This is a genomic window from Evansella clarkii, assembly GCF_002019695.1.
In the GTDB taxonomy this organism is placed as follows: domain Bacteria; phylum Bacillota; class Bacilli; order Bacillales; family Salisediminibacteriaceae; genus Evansella; species Evansella clarkii.
Map to the genome: position 1 here is coordinate 4441563 of NZ_KV917376.1, position 18297 is coordinate 4459859.

General features: G+C 42.7%; 17 protein-coding genes. All 17 read right to left on the reverse strand.

Annotated features, from left to right (window positions below; translation table 11 throughout):
• Positions 1 to 3: 3 nt before the first annotated feature.
• Positions 4 to 534, reverse strand: a complete 531-nt coding sequence (locus BK582_RS20850; RefSeq protein WP_078596877.1) for a YpoC family protein — start codon at positions 532 to 534, stop codon at positions 4 to 6.
• Positions 527 to 1189, reverse strand: coding sequence for an endonuclease III (gene nth, locus BK582_RS20855; RefSeq protein WP_078596878.1), 663 nt, complete (start codon positions 1187 to 1189; stop codon positions 527 to 529). Before nth ends, BK582_RS20850 begins: the two co-directional genes overlap by 8 nt.
• 17 nt (positions 1190 to 1206) lie before the next feature.
• Positions 1207 to 1935 carry a DnaD domain-containing protein gene (locus BK582_RS20860; RefSeq protein WP_078596879.1) on the reverse strand — a complete coding sequence of 243 codons (729 nt, stop codon included), beginning with the start codon at positions 1933 to 1935 and terminating at the stop codon, positions 1207 to 1209.
• Positions 1936 to 2245: 310 nt separating this feature from the next.
• A complete protein-coding gene (asnS, locus tag BK582_RS20865; RefSeq protein WP_078596880.1) occupies positions 2246 to 3535 on the reverse strand; it encodes an asparagine--tRNA ligase in 1290 nt (429 codons plus the stop codon).
• A 133-nt stretch (positions 3536 to 3668) separates the two neighbouring features.
• The gene (locus BK582_RS20870; RefSeq protein ID WP_078596881.1) at positions 3669 to 4856 is read right to left on the reverse strand and encodes a pyridoxal phosphate-dependent aminotransferase; all 1188 of its coding nucleotides are present in this window, start codon (positions 4854 to 4856) and stop codon (positions 3669 to 3671) included.
• A 21-nt stretch (positions 4857 to 4877) separates the two neighbouring features.
• Complete coding sequence (locus BK582_RS20875) at positions 4878 to 5384, reverse strand: cell wall elongation regulator TseB-like domain-containing protein (protein WP_078596882.1); 507 nt, start codon at positions 5382 to 5384, stop codon at positions 4878 to 4880.
• A 12-nt stretch (positions 5385 to 5396) separates the two neighbouring features.
• Positions 5397 to 5576: a YpmA family protein gene (locus BK582_RS20880; RefSeq protein WP_078596883.1), complete on the reverse strand. Its 180-nt coding sequence runs from the start codon at positions 5574 to 5576 to the stop codon at positions 5397 to 5399.
• Positions 5577 to 6280: 704 nt separating this feature from the next.
• Positions 6281 to 7591, reverse strand: a complete 1311-nt coding sequence (locus tag BK582_RS20885; RefSeq protein WP_078596884.1) for an amidohydrolase — start codon at positions 7589 to 7591, stop codon at positions 6281 to 6283.
• 36 nt (positions 7592 to 7627) lie between these two features.
• The gene (locus BK582_RS20890) at positions 7628 to 8521 is read right to left on the reverse strand and encodes a ComEC/Rec2 family competence protein (RefSeq protein WP_078596885.1); all 894 of its coding nucleotides are present in this window, start codon (positions 8519 to 8521) and stop codon (positions 7628 to 7630) included.
• 101 nt (positions 8522 to 8622) lie between these two features.
• Entirely contained in the window at positions 8623 to 11409 is a 2787-nt protein-coding gene (gene dinG, locus BK582_RS20895) for an ATP-dependent DNA helicase DinG (RefSeq protein WP_078596886.1), read from the reverse strand.
• Positions 11410 to 11436: 27 nt separating this feature from the next.
• A complete protein-coding gene (locus BK582_RS20900) occupies positions 11437 to 12489 on the reverse strand; it encodes a tetratricopeptide repeat protein (protein WP_338066850.1) in 1053 nt (350 codons plus the stop codon).
• A gap of 136 nt (positions 12490 to 12625) precedes the next feature.
• Positions 12626 to 13009 carry an aspartate 1-decarboxylase gene (gene panD / locus BK582_RS20905; protein ID WP_078596888.1) on the reverse strand — a complete coding sequence of 128 codons (384 nt, stop codon included), beginning with the start codon at positions 13007 to 13009 and terminating at the stop codon, positions 12626 to 12628.
• Between the two features lie 24 nt (positions 13010 to 13033).
• Positions 13034 to 13894 (reverse strand): pantoate--beta-alanine ligase, encoded by an 861-nt coding sequence (panC, locus tag BK582_RS20910; RefSeq protein ID WP_078596889.1) that lies wholly within the window; start codon positions 13892 to 13894, stop codon positions 13034 to 13036.
• The gene (panB, locus tag BK582_RS20915) at positions 13894 to 14727 is read right to left on the reverse strand and encodes a 3-methyl-2-oxobutanoate hydroxymethyltransferase (RefSeq protein ID WP_078596890.1); all 834 of its coding nucleotides are present in this window, start codon (positions 14725 to 14727) and stop codon (positions 13894 to 13896) included. The genes panC and panB overlap by 1 nt, the downstream gene beginning before the upstream one ends.
• Before the next feature lie 295 nt (positions 14728 to 15022).
• Positions 15023 to 15991 carry a biotin--[acetyl-CoA-carboxylase] ligase gene (locus BK582_RS20920; protein ID WP_139368276.1) on the reverse strand — a complete coding sequence of 323 codons (969 nt, stop codon included), beginning with the start codon at positions 15989 to 15991 and terminating at the stop codon, positions 15023 to 15025.
• Positions 15988 to 17154 carry a CCA tRNA nucleotidyltransferase gene (locus tag BK582_RS20925; protein ID WP_078596892.1) on the reverse strand — a complete coding sequence of 389 codons (1167 nt, stop codon included), beginning with the start codon at positions 17152 to 17154 and terminating at the stop codon, positions 15988 to 15990. The genes BK582_RS20920 and BK582_RS20925 overlap by 4 nt, the downstream gene beginning before the upstream one ends.
• Positions 17148 to 18296 (reverse strand): N-acetyl-alpha-D-glucosaminyl L-malate synthase BshA, encoded by a 1149-nt coding sequence (gene bshA, locus BK582_RS20930; RefSeq protein WP_078596893.1) that lies wholly within the window; start codon positions 18294 to 18296, stop codon positions 17148 to 17150. The genes BK582_RS20925 and bshA overlap by 7 nt, the downstream gene beginning before the upstream one ends.
• Position 18297 lies beyond the last annotated feature (1 nt).

Sequence of the window (18297 nt, forward strand, 5' to 3'; positions counted from 1 at the left end):
TTATTATTTATTTTTCATCAGAAAAACAGCCCATTTTTTACCCGACTCAATATACAGCTCGTTCAAAGTAATAAACGCATGGAATTGATTCGGTGAAGAAATGATATACTGAAGGCGGTCTGAAACATTCAATGGGGCATACTGAAAAGCTGAAACCGTTTCTGTTACCCCCTGAAGGCTTTTAACAGGCTGCCTGTTTACCCAATGCATAACCTGAATATAGATAGCGGTATACATAATAATGAGTGGTCTGGCCTCTGTCTTGTTTCTGACTTTAAAGAGATCCTCCAGCTGCGGTCTTCCCTCTTCCCTCCATAACCCGTATGCTAACTTTGAAACCTCTTCTGAATTGTCCCATGGAGTAAATAATGGTCCATTTTTATTATAAATGAAGGCAATGTCAGACAGAAAATGACCGTTCTGCCAAATTTCCTTTATAGAATGAAGATCTTCTTTAAGCTCCGCTGTATCCCCTGCTTTATAAAAAGGCTCAAGATGAAAATCCGGAGGTACAGAAACTATCCGTCTATCCAACAGTAATTCCCCGCTTCTTCATTCTTTTTTTGCCTTCCCTGCAAATTTCCAGCAGCGGGCATACCTCACACTGAGGGGACTGGGCCTTACAGTGATAGCGGCCAAAAAAGATCAGTCTGTGATGTGTAACTGACCAATCTTCTTCAGGTATTTTTCTCATTAGTGTTTTCTCAACTTCCAGCACAGAATCCTTCCAGCGGCATATTCCGAGACGCTTACTGACACGTTCTACATGGGTATCAACAGCAATGGCAGGTACATCGAAAGCAACAGAAGCTACTACGTTGGCGGTCTTCCTGCCTACTCCGGCAAGTTTAACCAGCTCATCCTTCTCTTTAGGTACTTCCCCGCCATAATCCTCTATTAACGACTGGCAAAGCTTCTGGATGTTCTTAGCCTTACTCCTGAACAGTCCAATTGATTTAATATCCTGTTCAAGTTCTTCAAGAGGTACAGCCAGATAATCTTCCGGCTCCTTGTATTTCTCAAACAGTTTAGGAGTGACCTTATTAACCAGGGCATCTGTAGCCTGTGCAGAGAGAAGCACTGCTATTGTAAGTTCAAAAGGATTAGTATGAGTCAGCTCACATTCAGCATCTGGAAACATTTTTGCGATTTCGGAAAGGGCATATTCGATTAGATTATTATTAAGCATTTTCTGTTCCCCTCCCCTTACCTTTTTCCGCCTTGCAGCCAGTTATAACGGGGATGTCTAGGTTTATTAGAGTTAGAGTCATTCACCGCTGCAGGTTCAAACATATTTTTGTTAGGCTGATTCCTTCTTATACGTTCCCCATGCTCTCTTGCCTGCTGGACCGACCGCACCCCGTTCTTTTTCCATTCGAAAAGAATCCTGTCTATGTATCGGAAGTTCATCTTCGAGGAAACTACCGCTTCCCTTAAAGCCGCTTCAATGATTTCAGGAGCATGTGTATCATCATCAAGCCACATCGAAATCATTTCCATTTCCATTGGTGATAGCGGCCGTGAGAATTCCTCTTCAAAACGGCGGAACAATCGTCCTTCTTCCACTTGCTTTGACTGTTTGCCCTTATCGATAGATTTTCCAGCTAAATACATTGTCACTTTTTCAAATAAAGGCTTTAAAGAAAAGCTCTCGGAAAGGCGCCCATCTTCATCCTGTTTTTCCTCTATTGCAAGGAAACCTTTCATTAACAGTTCCTTAAGTTCGTTAGCACACTGCAGTTCATCTATTGTCATCCGCTCCTGCAATTCAAATGGTGTAGGAAAAAAATTCCCTTCCTGTGAGAACTGGCGAATATGCATCAGGAGCATAAACTGCTGTTCTGAAATACCTAATTCTCCATAGCACTTAATAACTGATGAAGGAATGGTAAAAGGATCGTCCATATAAAGCTGAAGCATAAAGTCATTGTTCATTTTATCCACCTCACCCTTCATTATAACATGTTATTTCGTGTCGAACCGTGCCAAAATCAAGAAGTTAATATAGAAATATTTGAATAAAAGGTTGCGACAAGACGCTACTATCTTAAGGTGTTCTCTTGCTTTAATAAAAAAGCAGATACAGGCAGGATATATTTGTGATCTTCATATTCTTTATTTAAGCTGCTTTCATTAATTATACATCACTGTCCTGATAAATTTGGCTGTGATGGAAAAATAAACAGCCTCCTGGAAAAGGGGCTGTTTATTTTTAAATATGTGAATGCAGTACTAAAATACTGATTTATGGATACAGACGGTTTAAAAGTCGAGGGAATGGGATGGTTTCCCTTACATGTTCTGTACCGCAAACCCACCCGACTGTTCTCTCAAGACCAAGCCCGAATCCGGAATGAGGGACTGAACCATATTTCTGAAGATCCAGATACCACTGGTAGGAATCCAGAGACAGGTTATGTTCATCAAAGCGCTGTTTCATGAGTTCTTCATCGTCGATTCTCTGGCTTCCTCCGATAATTTCTCCATAGCCCTCCGGTGCAATCAGATCAGCACAGAGTACAACTTCTGGTCTGTCAGGATGAGGTTTCATGTAAAAAGCCTTAATTTCTGCTGGGTAATGAGTAATAAATACCGGCTTATCAAATTTTTCTGCAATGGCAGTTTCATGAGGCGCCCCGAAATCTTCGCCCCATTCGATTTCATGTCCGTCCTTTTGCAGCATCTCCACTGCTTCGTCATATGTGATTCTAGGGAATGGAGCTATTACATTTTCGAGTTTTGTTGTGTCTCTTTCAAGAGCTGCAAGCTCCTGTTTGCAGTTACGAAGTACAGACTGAACAATAAAGGAAACATACTCTTCCTGAATTTTGAGGCTGTCTTCATGGTCCATAAACGCCATTTCAGGCTCAATCATCCAAAATTCAATAAGATGTCTTCTTGTTTTGGATTTTTCTGCTCTGAAAGTAGGGCCGAAAGAAAATACTTTTCCTAAGGCCATCGCAGCAGCTTCCATATAAAGCTGTCCGCTTTGTGAGAGGAAGGCATCTTCATCAAAATACTTCGTATGGAACAGGTTAGTTGTCCCTTCAGCAGAACTGCCTGTTAATATCGGCGGGTCTACCTTAACAAATCCCTGTTCATTGAAAAACTCGTATGTAGCCCGGATAATTTCGTTTCTTACCTTCATAACCGCATGCTGCCTTTTAGAGCGGAGCCACAGATGCCTGTGATCCATCAGAAATTCAGTACCATGTTCTTTCGGAGTAATTGGGTAATCCTTCGCTTCATGAATAATTTCCACTGACTTCACAGTCAGTTCATACCCTGAAGGTGCCCTGTCATCTTCACGCACGACTCCTGTAACAAATAAAGAGCTTTCCTGAGTAATCTCTTTGCTGAGTTTAAATATTTCTTCTCCAACTTCAGCTTTAACTACCACTCCCTGAATAAATCCTGTTCCATCACGCAGCTGAAGAAAAGCAATCTTTCCGCTGGATCTTTTATTTGCAAGCCAGCATCCTATAGTAACAGATTGTCCTACATATTTACCTATTTCTGCAATTGTCGTTTTCACTCTATTCCCTCCAAAAAACTCTGTTTAAAGAAATATATGAGGCTGCCCGTTTTTATTTTGGGCAGCCGCCTTTTTATGGCTTGTTCTGCATCTTATTTATTATACCTTCGTCTGAAAATGGAAGTCAATCAGACTAAGCTTTACTGTGATTTCTAACAAAGCTTTCAATACGCTTTAATGCTTCCTGGAACTGCTCAAGACTTGTTGCATACGACAGGCGGATATTGTCATCTGCTCCAAACCCGCTTCCTGGCACTACCGCAACTTTTTCCTCTTCCAGGAGCGCTTTAACCCAGTCATCTGTTGAGGCAAAACCTCCATTTGTAACTGCTTCTTTTACATTTGGGAAAAGATAAAAAGCACCTTGTGGTTTTACACAAGAGAAACCTGGAATATTATTTACCTGTTCATAGACAGTGTTCAGTCTTTCCTCAAATGACTGCCGCATTTTTTCAACGGACCCATCCTCGTCCTCATAAGCTGCGATTGCTCCGTACTGTGCCATTACTGCAGGATTTGATGTAGTATGGCTTGCAAGGTTAGTCATTGCTTTAATAAGGTCTTTTCTTCCGGCTGTATAGCCAATACGCCAGCCTGTCATGGAATGTGATTTAGAAACACCATTTACAATAAGAGTCTGTTCTTTCAGTTCCGGTGAAAGCTGAGCGATGGAATAATGTCTGCCATTTCCGTATATAAGCTTTTCGTAAATTTCATCTGAGATAATAAGGATGTTATGTTTCAGGCAGAGCTCGCCAATTTGCTGAAGCTCTTCTTTCGTATACATAACACCTGTAGGGTTACTCGGTGAATTGATGATAACTGCTTTTGTATCAGCACTAACAGCAGCCTCGAGCTGTTCCGGAGTAATTTTAAACTGATTTTCTTCTTTTCCTTCAACGATAACAGGTTTTCCGCCGGCAATTTTTACTTGTTCGGTATAGCTTACCCAGTAAGGTGCCGGGATGATTACTTCCTCCCCGTCTTCCAGGAGGGTCTGGAATAATAAAGCAAGTGCATGTTTTGCACCGTTTGTTACAATAATTTCTTCAGGCTTGTATTCAAGCTGATTATCCTCTTTGAATTTGTTTATTATTGCTGCCTTCAGTTTTGGCAGTCCTCCTGATGGAGTATATTTTGTATGCCCTGCAAGCATGGACTTATAGCTTGCTTCAATTATATAGTCAGGAGTATTAAAATCCGGTTCTCCTGCCCCGAGACCGATGACATCATGGCCCTCTTCTTTAAGTTCTTTAGCTTTCGCTGTGATCGCAAGTGTTGAAGAGGGAGTAATTGCTGTTACTTTTGATGAAAATTTCATATTTTTCTCTCCTTGCTCTTATTAATTTCTGAATTGATAATGGCGGATGTATGTTCCGTCATTAAATGTCATATAATAAAACGAATGTCTGTCTGCCTGGTCTATGTATGTGATTTCATAAACGGGAGTGCTCCCGATCATACCTAAATTAATGCTTTGAATCCGGTCTATATCCAGCCGTGAAGCAGCGATATCTCTTGCCTCTTCCCTGGTTATCCCTTCTTCCTTTAAGCGGGTAATAACCCGTTGCTCCTGTTCCGCTTCCAAAGCCTCTTCCGACAGCTCTTCCACCCAGATGTATACTTCATTACCCGATGTATCAATTCCGTCAATAACCTGATATGCACGTCTTCCGTGATAATAGTTAACATCACGCACCTCTGCCAGATCTGTTTCTTCAAATGCCAGTGCCACAGCAGCTTGCTGTCTTTCCGTCAAAGGTTCCGCAACGGAATTGTACAGATAAAACATAAACCCGGCTGCTCCCGCTGCCAGAACGGCAAGCACCGCAATTATCCATGCTTTCATTTAAACACCCGCTTACGTTTTATAAATCGTAAAAACCATTTTATTCTCTTCCTGTTCGTCAAGGGCGAGCCCAAACATTAAATCTCTGTCCTTCAGTGTACGATTCAGCGAGTCGACGATTTTGTACAGATCGCCGGATTTTTCCACTTTAACAGTGGCTAATGTTTCTATTCCCTTTCCCTCTCCAGCCATTTCGACTCCTCCTGCTTAGTTAAAATTTCTTTAGTTTTGCTTCAGGGCGATCGTATGCTCCTTACTATTGCCACCGTCCACTAATATCAGCAATTAGCTCAAAAAAATGACTTTCCTTAACGGAGAAATATTGTTAATCATACTCCTTCTCCTGAAGGCGATACTAATATTAGCGCTCCGGAGTAAAGGATGATGAGCGTGGACGATTATAAAAACAGATACACTGCATCTGCTGCCTCCACAGCAGTCGTGTATCAGCAGCAAAAACATCTTTTTTCTCTGCGGTCACGCCACCGTCCAGACCATTTTAACATAATTTCGCTTAATTTCAGACAAACAAAGTTCCCGGATATGTGCAACAAAACTTAATACCAGCCTGCATCTCACTCTCATGGGCACCTGGTGATATCCAGGTGCTTTATTACATATGCAGATGAATCAATTTCATAATTCAAGATTTTCGATTTTAATGCACACTTATCTTAAAAAGTTACTTTATTGTTCGATTTACGCTTCAGACGGACGCGTTCTGCGGGCACGGCTTCAACTAATTTTTGCCGGCTGAAAGCCGTCAAAAATGGATTTTCAGCTCGCGCTATTCCCGCAAGAGTCGCCGTCTTACACTACAATCGAAAAGTAATGTTCGTCTTTTTTTATTCAAATCTTATATATGAAATTCATTACTAAGAATACCGATTGCACTTTCAGCACTCAGGCCTTAAAAAATTATTAGCTTCGAATTTTATTTTTTCTTCATCAAGAGTAGTTAATTCCTTATCTTTCAATAACTGCCTGCCTTGAACAAATACATCAGTTACATCAGAACTTTTAGCGGCGTAAACAAGATGGGATATAATTCTCGACTCATTCCAGGGACTCAAATGTACAGCACGCGGATCAACGAGGATAAAATCAGCCTGATAATTCTCCCGGATTATCCCTGTATCAGAGATACCCAGTGATTTCGCCCCCTGTCCGGCAGCCATTTTTAATACAGCTTCTGCAGTTGTAGCCTCAGGATCTTCCAGACGTCCTTTATGGATGAGGGCTGCGAATCTCATTTCCTCGAACATATCCAGGGTATTGTTACTCGCGGTTGAATCCGTACCGAGAGAAACAGAAATTCCTTTGTTCATCATTTCGGGAACAGGAGCAATACCTGAACCAAGTTTCAAATTACTTTTCGGATTGTGGGAAACAGAAACTTTTTCCTTCGCAAGTATCTCTATGTCTTCCTCATTTATATGTACACAATGTGCGGCAAGGCACGGAACGGAAAAGATCCCGAGCTGCTGCAGATGCTTAACTGGGCTCAAATGGTACTTTTCTATATGCTGTTCCACTTCTTTTCTCGTTTCCGCAACATGTGTATGGATGGCAATATTGTGCTGAACCGCCCTGTCTGCCACTTTTTCAAGAAATGCAGGTGGACAGGTGTATGGAGCATGCGGGGCCAGGGCAACCGATATTCTGTTATTACCGGCTCCGTTAAAATCTTTAAACAGCCGGACAGATTCCTCCAGCTTTTCATCCTGCTCCTTTTCCGGCGCAAGGCCGATCATCCCTCTGCATAATACAGCTCTGAGTCCGCTCTCTATCGTGTCCTTTGCTACAGTGTCCATATTCAGGTGGTACATATCAAGAAATGAGGTAGTGCCTGATTTGATCATTTCAGCCATAGCAAGAGAGGCTGCATTTTTTACAATTTCCTCAGTGAAGTTTCTTTCGTTTGGCCACATAACTGTTTCAAGCCAGGTCATCAGAGGCATGTCGTCACCTGCCCCCCGCAGGAAGGCACTCCCTAGATGTCCATGGGTGTTCATCAGGCCTGGCATGAGCCATTTACCTTTCCCATCAATCACATTACCAGCAAGCTCCACATCTTTTTCTGCTGGCTTCCCAGTTGATATTTCAATGAACTTCCCGTTCTTCACTTTAACATATCCCTGAAAAACTGTTTCCCCGTTTTCTTTATCATCCAGAGTAACTATTGTAACAGAATGTATTAAAAGCATTTTTCCCCTCCGATATGAACATACTGCCCTGTTTTTTTACCAGATTTGCTTCAATATATGCAGCCATCCAGCATGCAGCATATCTCTGGTATCAGATGGTTTTAACGTAATGATATCATAGTCCTCTTCATTACATTTTATCGTAACCGTTCCCATCCTGCTTGTCTGATAAATATCTATCCATGTTGCTTCGAGTCTTTCGAGTACATGGCTGCTTGGCGGTTCATTCCCATCCCTGAAAATAACAGCGACCTGCGGGTCCACTTCTTCCAGCAGTTTCTGCGATGTCGCACGGTCACTCGCAAAGTCCGGAACTTTAAAAATAGTCGATTTCAGGTCAAATTCCCGGACCAGTTCATTTTCAACCTGAATATCAGCAAGGCTTATATACAACAATTTCTTGTTATTGTTTTGAAGAAAAAATACCATTCCGCCTTTATCTGTCCCATTATTTTTCTCCACATACAGGACATCGAGCTGAAGGCCATCCGTAATAGTATACTGGCTGCCTTTTTCAAGAGTATTTATTTTGCCTTGATATGTTTTAAACAACGGCTCCGAGGACTTCAGGATCTCCTCGGACAGGAAGATTTCCCCCACGTCATAATTCTCAAGAATCCATTGTAAATTCCCGGCATATTCGCCCTGGCTGCCAGTTAAAATAAGCTTATCGACCAGATCTGCCTGATACAGTTCAAGCCTTTCCCTCAGCTCTTCCCTGCTGTTCTTGTGGCCTGTGTTTATCAGGACTGTTTCTCCCTGTTTATTTTGAACAAGCATCGCTTCTCCGTGGGTGAGATCAAAAAAAGTAAAGGCTGTCTCCCCTTCATCAAGATTCAGTTCTACAAACCCTGCAGAAACTGCAGTCTGGAAAAATAAAATACTAACCAGGCAAATAAGTATAGACCGTGTCAGAAAGGTTGTACGCATTCTAAAAACCTTCTTTCAAGATTCATTACAAAGCTTGTTTCCATGAAATTTACCTGTCAAAACGGAAAAAATCTGTTTTTGTTGTACATTCAGTGCCATGCCTATTTTATCCAGTCAGAAAGTTCTTCCTCCAGTTCATCCAGAGGCTTTTCCAGTACTGGAATATCAGGCAGAGACTTTATAAAGGATCCGCCATACCGGGTCGTGACAATTCTTCTGTCGAGAACAATCACCGCTCCTTTATCCGAACTGGTCCTGATCAGCCTGCCAAATCCTTGTTTAAAGCGAAGTATGGCCTGCGGCAGGGCAAGCTTCATAAATGGGTTAATCCCTTCCTCTTTAAGTCTTGAGGATTTCGCCTGAAAAACCGGATCATCAGGGGGCGAAAAAGGCAGACGAACAATGACTGTAACACTCAGATCTTTGCCGGGGATGTCCACACCTTCCCAGAAGCTGCTTGTACCGAGAAGGATGGATTGCTCGAACTGCTGAAAGTTTTTTGTCAGTTTTGACCTGCTCCCGCTTTGTACTCCCTGGGCAACGAGCATGAATTCATCATCCAGCATATCTTTAAGATGGTAATAACATTTTTTGAGCATGTCATAAGAAGTAAAAAGGACAAGCATTTTGCCTTTAGTTATTTGTGCAATTCGGTAAAGCTGGACAACCGCGGCTTCAATATAATTATTTTCCCCTGCTTCCTGGATGAGAGGCATGTCAGTCGGAATCATTAATTGTACCTGCTCGCCCCAGTTAAACGGAGACTCAACAATTTCACTTTCTGTCGGAAAGTCTTCCAGGCCGAGCCGCCGGGTAATATAATTGAACTTTTTCCCTACAGCAAGAGTGGCGGATGTAAAGATGATACTTTCTTTTTTCCTGAAAAGCCCGTCAGCAAGAAGATCTGCCACTTCGACAGGCCGGCCATGGACGTATACAGACTGTTTCGGACCTTTAATTTCAGCCTCCATCCAGTAAATCATCGATTCATCGTGGTCCAGGAGAAGGCTCTCAAACATCGCAAGGACTTTTCCGGTCCGTTCAAAGAAATTTCGCAGCGTTTCATTAAATCCGGGAATAAATTTATTATCGTTCTCATTTTCCTCCAGTATATCCTGAAGAGTATCAAGAGATAAGTACACTTCCCGCAAAGCACTCCTGCATCGCAGCGCGGCTTCTGTTACAGGAGACCACTGCTGGTCTCCATGGTCTATTTTCTTTGTATACCTTCCCCGCTCATTATATTTTGTATTCTTCCCTTGCACATATTGATTCAGAAGCAGAAATAATTCGTACCATTCCTGCTTTAAATTAATCCCCTGCTCATTCAGCCGTGACACAAAATTTTTCGTGCTGCTGCTGCTCAAAGCACTTAAAGAAGCCAGCCAGCCCTCGCCATCTTCCGTCCCCATTTCCTTCAGAAGATGTGTGAGAGACAGATAGTCCAGCTGGAGGCCAAACTGTTCTGTAGCTGTATCCTCCAGATGGTGAGCTTCATCAAAAATTATGTGCTTAAATCCGGGAATAATTTGATGTTCTGCTTTACTGTCCGCCAGTACAAGAGAGTGGTTAGTAATGATTAGGTCGGCTTCCTTCGCCATCCTTTTCGCACGCTGGTAAAAACATCTTGAAAACCACGGGCAATCTGGTCCTGTACAGGAAATTGCGTCACTTGCTATCTCCTGCCAGAAGCGGCTTGACCTGGGGGCAAGAGATAATTCCTCTACGTCCCCTGTTTCCGTTTCAGTCAGCCATACTAATATTTGCGCTTTTAAGAGAGACCTTTCATAGGAACCTGATAAATCGTTCTGGAGCAGCTGCTCAAATTTGTGGAGACATATATAATGGCCTCTGCCCTTTAGCAGTGCGTATTTCACTGAAAAAGGAAGTACATTTTTTAAAGCAGGGATTTCTTTTTTAACAAGCTGTTCCTGAAGCTGGATAGTCTGCGTGCTGATAACTACCGGCTCTCCTGCATGCTTAGCTTTAAAAGCTGCCGGGACAAGATATGCAAGAGTTTTACCTGTGCCGGTCCCAGCTTCAATAAGGCCAAAAGTTTTTTCGGTCAGTCTCTCATGGACAAATTCCATCATCCTCAGCTGCCCGGGTCTTATTTCATAATTCGGCATTCTTTCTTTGCACCATGCTTCGTTGGTGAGATAATCACTGAAATACCGGGAAAAATCCGGCAGCTCCCCGTCACTTTGTTCATTCTTTTTCTTCACAGCTTTTCTGATAACCAGCTCTCTGTACTCTTCCAGGTGTTCCGCAGTTTTCTCTGACATTTTTGCTAACTGCCATTTATGTATTAAAGAAGCAGTATGGCTTTTAAAAGACCCTGAAAGTTTATTAAGCTGCCGCAGGACACCGAAAGGGAGAGCTGAAATTTTTTCAACGATTTGAATAAACAGCTGGGCTGTCGCCTCCGCATCACTGTCAGCACGGTGGGGCTGGTCATGATTTACTGAAAAGTATTCGGAAAGCCGTGACAGCCTAAAGCTGTCAGCCGAAGGATAAGCAATTTTTGATAACTCAACTGTGTCAATAACAGGGCCTGCGTATGGCGAATAACCTGCAGCTGTCAGTTCTTCATTTATAAAATTAAGGTCAAATTCAGCGTTATGAGCCACAAAAAAAGCACCGTCCAGTGCTTCCAGTAACGGAATTACTGCTTCTTTAAACAGAGGCGCTTTTTCCGTATGATTTTTATTAATGCCAGTCAGCGACTGAATAAACGGGGGTATACTCCGTTCAGGGTTAACATAGCTTGAATATCTGTCTGTAATCTCCATATTTTCCACGACTACATAAGCAAGCTGAATAACACGGTCACCTTTAGCGAAAGATACCCCAGTTGTTTCCACATCTATGATAACAAACCGTTCCATCGTTTTTCCTCCACAACACCATCGGGCCTAGATCTCTGCAGCTTTTTCGGATAACTCCGATAAAAGAGGGTCAGTAATGTTATGTGCTTTTATTTCCGTGAGCGCTGAATCTATTTCCTGCCTGTCAGCCCAGCTGATTAGCAGCCACAAATAGGAAATCCAGCCATTACTATTTCTTTTATCCTGCTCAAAAAGCATCCGAAAAAACTTCTTTGCCTCCTCACGCTCATCCAGCAGCCCGTAATTCCAGGCCAGGCCGTGATAAACGACTGCAGGGTCACAGCCTTGTTTTTCTAGTTTTCTGTAGCAGTACAGGGCTCCGGAAAACAGCTCCATCTCTTCAAACTCCAGGGCAAGAGTCAGCAGGAGCTCCTTTGAATTAAATTTTTCAGCTGCATGGTACCATACTTCCATTGCCTCTGTATGGTTCCCTGTCTCCAAATAACATTTACCGAGCCAGAAAAAAACATCCGGATCCACATCGCCTGCAGATATCGTCTTTTTAAAATAAGGAAGTGCCTCATCAGGCATCTCCATAAGTAAATAACAGATTCCTAAATTATACACTACATCAGGGTTAAAGAGGAGTAATTCAGCTTTTTCTAAATAAAGAACTGCCTGTTCTGTGTTTTGCCGCTGTCCTTCCTGAAGTCCCAGACCGAGATAGGAAAAATGTTTTTCCAAAGGGTCGCTCGTCTGGTGCAGAACGTTTAAAAAGGATTCTTTTGCTTTGTCACCATCACCAGTATATAAAGCCGCATAGCCTGTATATAAATTCTTCCTTGGGGAAAGCAATTTCTCTTTTGCTTCCGCAGAAAAAAATTCAAGCGTCTTTTCATAAAGGCCTAAATTAAAATAACTGATTCCTTCACAGTTTTCATTTTCTTTATTAAAAGAATAAGGAGCAGATGTTACAAGTTTCTCTTTAATTTCATCAAGAAGCTCCAGTCTCTCGCTCCACTTTTCAAGCATCTTTTCATGCTGTTCAGCCAGCTGGGCCAGCCAGTAACTTTTTTCATACTCCGATAAATGTGACCCTTGTTCATTAAGCCAAGCGTATATCGTGTCCCATTTCTCCATATTCAAAATATATCCCTCCCTGCTGCCTGGTCCTGTAGTTTCAGTGTTCCAATGCACAGGGGAGAGATATACAGCTTTATTAAAGGACAATTTTGTAAAAAAAAACGATCGTTGAAGGTTCAGTTACTTTCAGTGTTTATCTGACTGTAGCTGCTGGTTCAGTATGCATCATTTCAATGATTTCATTTTTATCATTCAAAATAGCAACTTTTGGTTGATGAGTGGAGCATTCTTCTTCCTTAACCCATTTATATGAAATAATGATTACTGTATCCCCTGGCTGCACGAGACGGGCAGCCGCTCCGTTCAGGCAGATTGTTCTGGAACCTCTTGATCCTGGAATCACATATGTTTCCAGCCTTGCTCCGTTATTATTATTTACCACCTGTACTTTTTCATTTGCAAGTACTCCAACAGACTCCATTAGATCCTCATCAATTGTAATGCTTCCAACATAATTTAAATTTGCTTCTGTAACCGCAGCGCGATGCAGTTTCCCGCTCATCATTTCTCTGTACATGTCTTGTTCTCCCCTGTCAACTTTTTATTGCTCTGATTCCTTGCTTAATAGAATATTATCAATCAACCGAACCGTCGAATACTTAACTGCAGCAGCAATGATTACTGCTCCGTTTATTTCCTCTGTTTTTTCAAGTTCGGGAAAAGTTCTTATCTCTGCATAATCCACCGTGCCGCTTATTCTCCTGTTTAAAGATTCCTGCAGGAAATTTTCATAATAAGCAGAATCTTTTCGGGAACCTTTAAGAATAAGCTCCTTTGTTTCGCTGAGCACTTTATATATTTCCGGAGCTTCTGCTCTCTCCTCGTCATTAAGATTTACATTACGGGAACTTTTGGCCAGCCCGTCCTCTTCTCTTACCGTCCTGCCTCTGACAATGTCAGTTTTCAGGTGGAAGTCTTTTACAAGATTTTCAATTACTGCGACTTGCTGTGCGTCCTTCATGCCAAAGTAAGCCCGGTCAGGCGACACAATGCTGAATAACTTCATAACTACCGTGGCCACTCCGTCAAAATGACCTGGCCTTGACTTGCCGCATAAAACATCCGCCCCTTTTTTTACGATGAGAGAGGAAGTCATTATACGAGGATACATTTCTCTCACGTGAGGAACGAACAGGACATCGACACCGTTCTGCCTTGCAAGCTTTTTATCCCGCTCTAGGTTCCTGGGATATTCCTCAAAGTCTTCTCCTTCGCCGAATTGCAGAGGATTAACAAAAATGCTCATGACTGTATAATTATTTTCCTCCCCTGCCTGTTCTGCAAGAGAAAGATGCCCTTCATGGAGAAAACCCATTGTCGGTACAAAACCAATTGTTTTTCCGTCTCTTTTAATTGTTTCTGTCCAGTCCTGCATTGCTTTTACAGTGGTTATTACTATCATTATTTGCCTCCATAAAGCCTTTGTTCATTATCTTTCACTGCCTGGAAAACGTGTTCTTCTTCCGGGAAGGTCCCGTTTTTTACATCTTTATGATAAGCTGTTAAAGCTTCCTTCACTGATGAAGATATATTTGTATATCGCTTAACAAATTTAGGAACATAGCCTTGTGTATAGCCGACTAAATCGTGATAAACGAGTACTTGTCCGTCTGTAAATCTTCCTGCTCCAATTCCAATAACCGGAATAGACAACAGGCTGCTGATTTTTTCTCCGAGTGCTTCAGGCACACATTCGAGCACAAGCATACTGACTCCAGCTCTTTCTGCCTTTTCAGCATCAGCAATGAGTTTTTCTGCTTCACTGCTCTCTTTTCCCTGGACTCTGTATCCCCCTAATACACCTACAGATTGAGGCGTAAGCCCTAAATGGGCAACGACCGGAACCCCTGCGGCTGTCAGTTTTTCTGCAGTTTCAAGGACGGCTCCACCGCCCTCCATCTTTACAGCATGGGCCCCGCCTTCCTGAAGGAGTATCCTGGCTGCTGCGAAAGCCTCCTGTTCCGAAGCATGATATGACAGAAAAGGCAGGTCACTAACTATGAATGTACTGCCGGCACCTCTTTTAACGGCTTTCGTATGGTGAACCATATCCTGAACAGTTACTGGAATAGTTGATTCATAACCGAGTACCACCATTCCCACAGAATCCCCTACAAGCAGCGTGTCAATTCCAGCTTCTTCAGCCAGCTTTGCACCTGGGGCGTCGTATGCGGTAAGCATCGAAATTCTCTCGCCATTCATTTTCATTTTCTTAAAGTCAGCTGTAGATTTCATCCTCATTCTCCTTTCTGATTTGCCTGAGAAAAAGGGAAATATGTTGGCAAATGTGCTTTGAGCTGAAAATAGCATACTCCTAATTACAGCAAAAAACCTTCTTCCAGCAGGAAGAAGGTGAACACACTCCAAACCTTGATAAAGGGCATACTTCTCCCTTCATCATGTCACACCCTCTGTCCCAGTCCGGACTGCGGATCAAGGCAGAAATAATTTTTTGTAATACATCCAATCACAGGTACAGTTCCAGAGGATACTGCCCAACTTGAGTATAACAAATCTTTTTAAAACTATGTTAACTTTTTGCGAAGCTTATATCTGCCGAGTATATCTTTCTCAGTTCTCCGGCATCATCTCTCAGAAGTAAAACACCATCTTCATCAATTCCTTCAGCCACACCGGTGGTCTCCCCTTGCAGGTTCGAAGCGGTAATACGGCGCCCTATTGTGGAAGCATGAGCTTCCCACATAGGTTTTATCACTGAAAAACCTTTCGACAAGTACAGCTCATAAATCCATTCGAACTCTTTCAGCAGTACTGCAATTAAAGCAGATCTGCTGTATGTCCTGCCGGTTTCCGCAGCAAGTGAAGTTGCGATCTGGCTTAGTTCCCCTTCAAAACCTGTCTGATTAACATTCAGGCCAATTCCAATGATTACAGATTTTACCCTGTCAGGATCTGCCTGCATTTCTGTCAGGATGCCCGCTATTTTTCTCCCGTTCAGTAAAATGTCATTAGGCCATTTTATATGAACTTCCGCATTTGCTACCGCCTCCACAGCTCTTACAGCAGCCACGGCTGTAATTAAAGTAAGCTGCGGTGCCTGGCGCATACTGATATCAGGGCGCAGTATGAGACTCATCCAGATACCGGAGTTTTTTACAGATTCCCATTTCCTTCCAAGCCTTCCCCGGCCTCCTGTCTGTTCGTCTGCAATAACCACAGTCCCTTCGTCAGCTCCTTCACTCACCAGTTTGTTAGCTGTGGTCTGAGTAGAGTCCAGGGAATCGAAATAAACAATTCGGTGGAAAAGAGAATTTTCTTTTATCCGTGAAACAATTTCATGCTCGCTTAACGGATCTCCTTCAGTAGCAATGCGGTATCCTTTATTCGGTACTGCGGCTATGTCATAACCTTCTTTTCTGAGTGCGTCAATATATTTCCAGACCATAGTCCTGCTGCAGCCGAGCATTTCGCTTATTTTTTCACCAGATAAGTGTTCTTCTGAATGGTCCCTTAATAATTGCAATACTTTTGCCTTCATTCCCATTTCTCCCTTTTAAGCCATTCTAAAATTCGAGCCGTGTCATTTTCCACTTTGCCAAGGATGACTGCTTCTTCCACGGAATTAAGGACTTTCCCTATCCATTTCCCTGGCTTATGAGGAAACTCTCTCATAAGTATATGTCCATTGAGCTTCAAATCTTTTTTCGATTGCAGAGGAAGCTCCCTGAGCCGGCTGATCAAATAAGGAACATCAGGTTCTCTTTCTTCCCGGAGAGCAAGAAGCTTTTCCGCCGCAGGGATTAACTCAGACCCCAGGCGGTACAACGCGAGATCTTCCCATTGCTTCCCGGACTGTCTGGACGTTTCTTCGAGTACAGCCATCACCGACTTAATAATTTTTCCAGATCGCTTATAATAGTGAAGAAGTGTGTTCGCTTCCTCCCGATGCACGAAGCCGGCTATGATGCTCCACCATTCCACCGGAGTCCGGACAGGAAATCCGCTGCCTTCATTTGCACCTGCTTTTTCAGCGAGACTGATGCAACAGGCACCGAAATGGGGAAGCTCTTTTATGACAGGGTGTGATAATAAAAAAATGAGCTCATTAATATCCAGTTCGTTTTCCGCTGCCTTTTCAAACTCAGCAGCGACACGTTCCACTGCACATCGTCTGATGAGGGGGGCCAGTTTCTCCATCGCTTCATTTGTCCCTGTTTCAATCTCAAACCCAAGTTGAAGAGACAGACGAAGCGCCCTCAGCAGTCTCAGCGGATCTTCTCTGAAGCGGGCCGCCGGGTTTCCAACGGACTGTAGTAACTTCTTTCTGATATCTTCCTGACCATGAAAAGGATCAATTATTCTTCCTTCTTCTGTCATAGCCATAGCGTTACAGGTAAAATCCCTCACTGATAAATCTTCTGTAAGACCTCCATCTGTATGTGTCCTGGATTTAAATTCACTGACCTCTACTGTTCTTCCTCCAGCAGAGACAAGAATGGTCCCGTGGTTAACTCCAGGCTCTGCAGTACGTGGAAAGATATTTTTTACAGTATCCGCCGTCGCATCCGTACAAATATCAATATCTCTTACTCGCTTTCCCATCACTTTATCTCTGACAGCCCCGCCTACGATGAACGCTTCATAGCCTTCCTTTCTGAGCTCTGCAAGGACATAGCTGGCAGCTTCGTCCCAGCTTACCATTGCTCGTCACCATTTTTTCCATCGATTGCTTCCTGATAAATCCTTTCATAATGAGAAACAATTTTATCCTGATGGAAGTCCACCTGAGCTGTTCTCAGAGCATTTTCAGACATTCTGCTGTGTAATTTATCGTCTGTTAACAAATTGATTGATTTTCCGGCTATATCTTCAATATCGCCAAGTTCACAAATATATCCGCTCTCACCATGTTTAATCACTTCAGGGATTCCGCCAATGTTCGTGCCAATGACCGGTACACCACATGCCATTGCTTCAAGAATTACAAGGCCGAAGCTTTCTTTTTCAGATAAAAGAAGTTTCAGGTCACTCATAGCGAGAAGATCCGCTACTCTTCTTTGATTGCCAAGAAATTTAATTCTCGACGATATTCCAAGACGCTTTGCAAGTTCATTTACAACGGGGAGATCTGGCCCTTCTCCGATGAGCAGAAGGACAGCGTCTAATTTTTTCTGTACTTCAAAAAAAACTTTCACTACATCCGAAACTCTTTTAACCTGGCGAAAATTTGATATATGGACAATAATTTTCTGGCTTGGTCCAATTCCGTATTCTTCACGAAGGTTAGTGGTTCTGCGAGGGTAATAAACACGGTGATCAATGCAGTTATAAACCGTTTCAATATCCCTTTCAATCTTAAGAAGCTGTTTTGTATCTTCTGCAAGGTTGCGGGAAACGGCAGTCACTACGTCAGAACGCTCAATACCAAAACGTATCATGTCAGACAAGGAAGGGTCATGGCCAAGAATTGTTATATCTGTTCCATGCAGCGTTGTTATTACCTTCAAATGATCGCCTACCATTTCTTTAGCGAGAAAAGCGCTGATCGCATGGGGAATAGCATAATGCACATGAAGAATATCCAGCTGCTCCCGTTTCGCAACCTCAGCCATTTTGCTCGCTAAGGCAATATCGTACGGAGGATAGCGAAATACAGAGTACTGATTAACCTCCACCTCATGAAAATAAATATTTGCACTGCCATTTTCAAGCCGGAACGGAATACTGGAGGTAATAAAATGAATTTGATGCCCTTTTTCCGCAAGTGCTTTACCAAGCTCTGTAGCAACTACTCCGGAACCGCCTATTGTCGGGTAACATGTAATACCGATTTTATAATTCATT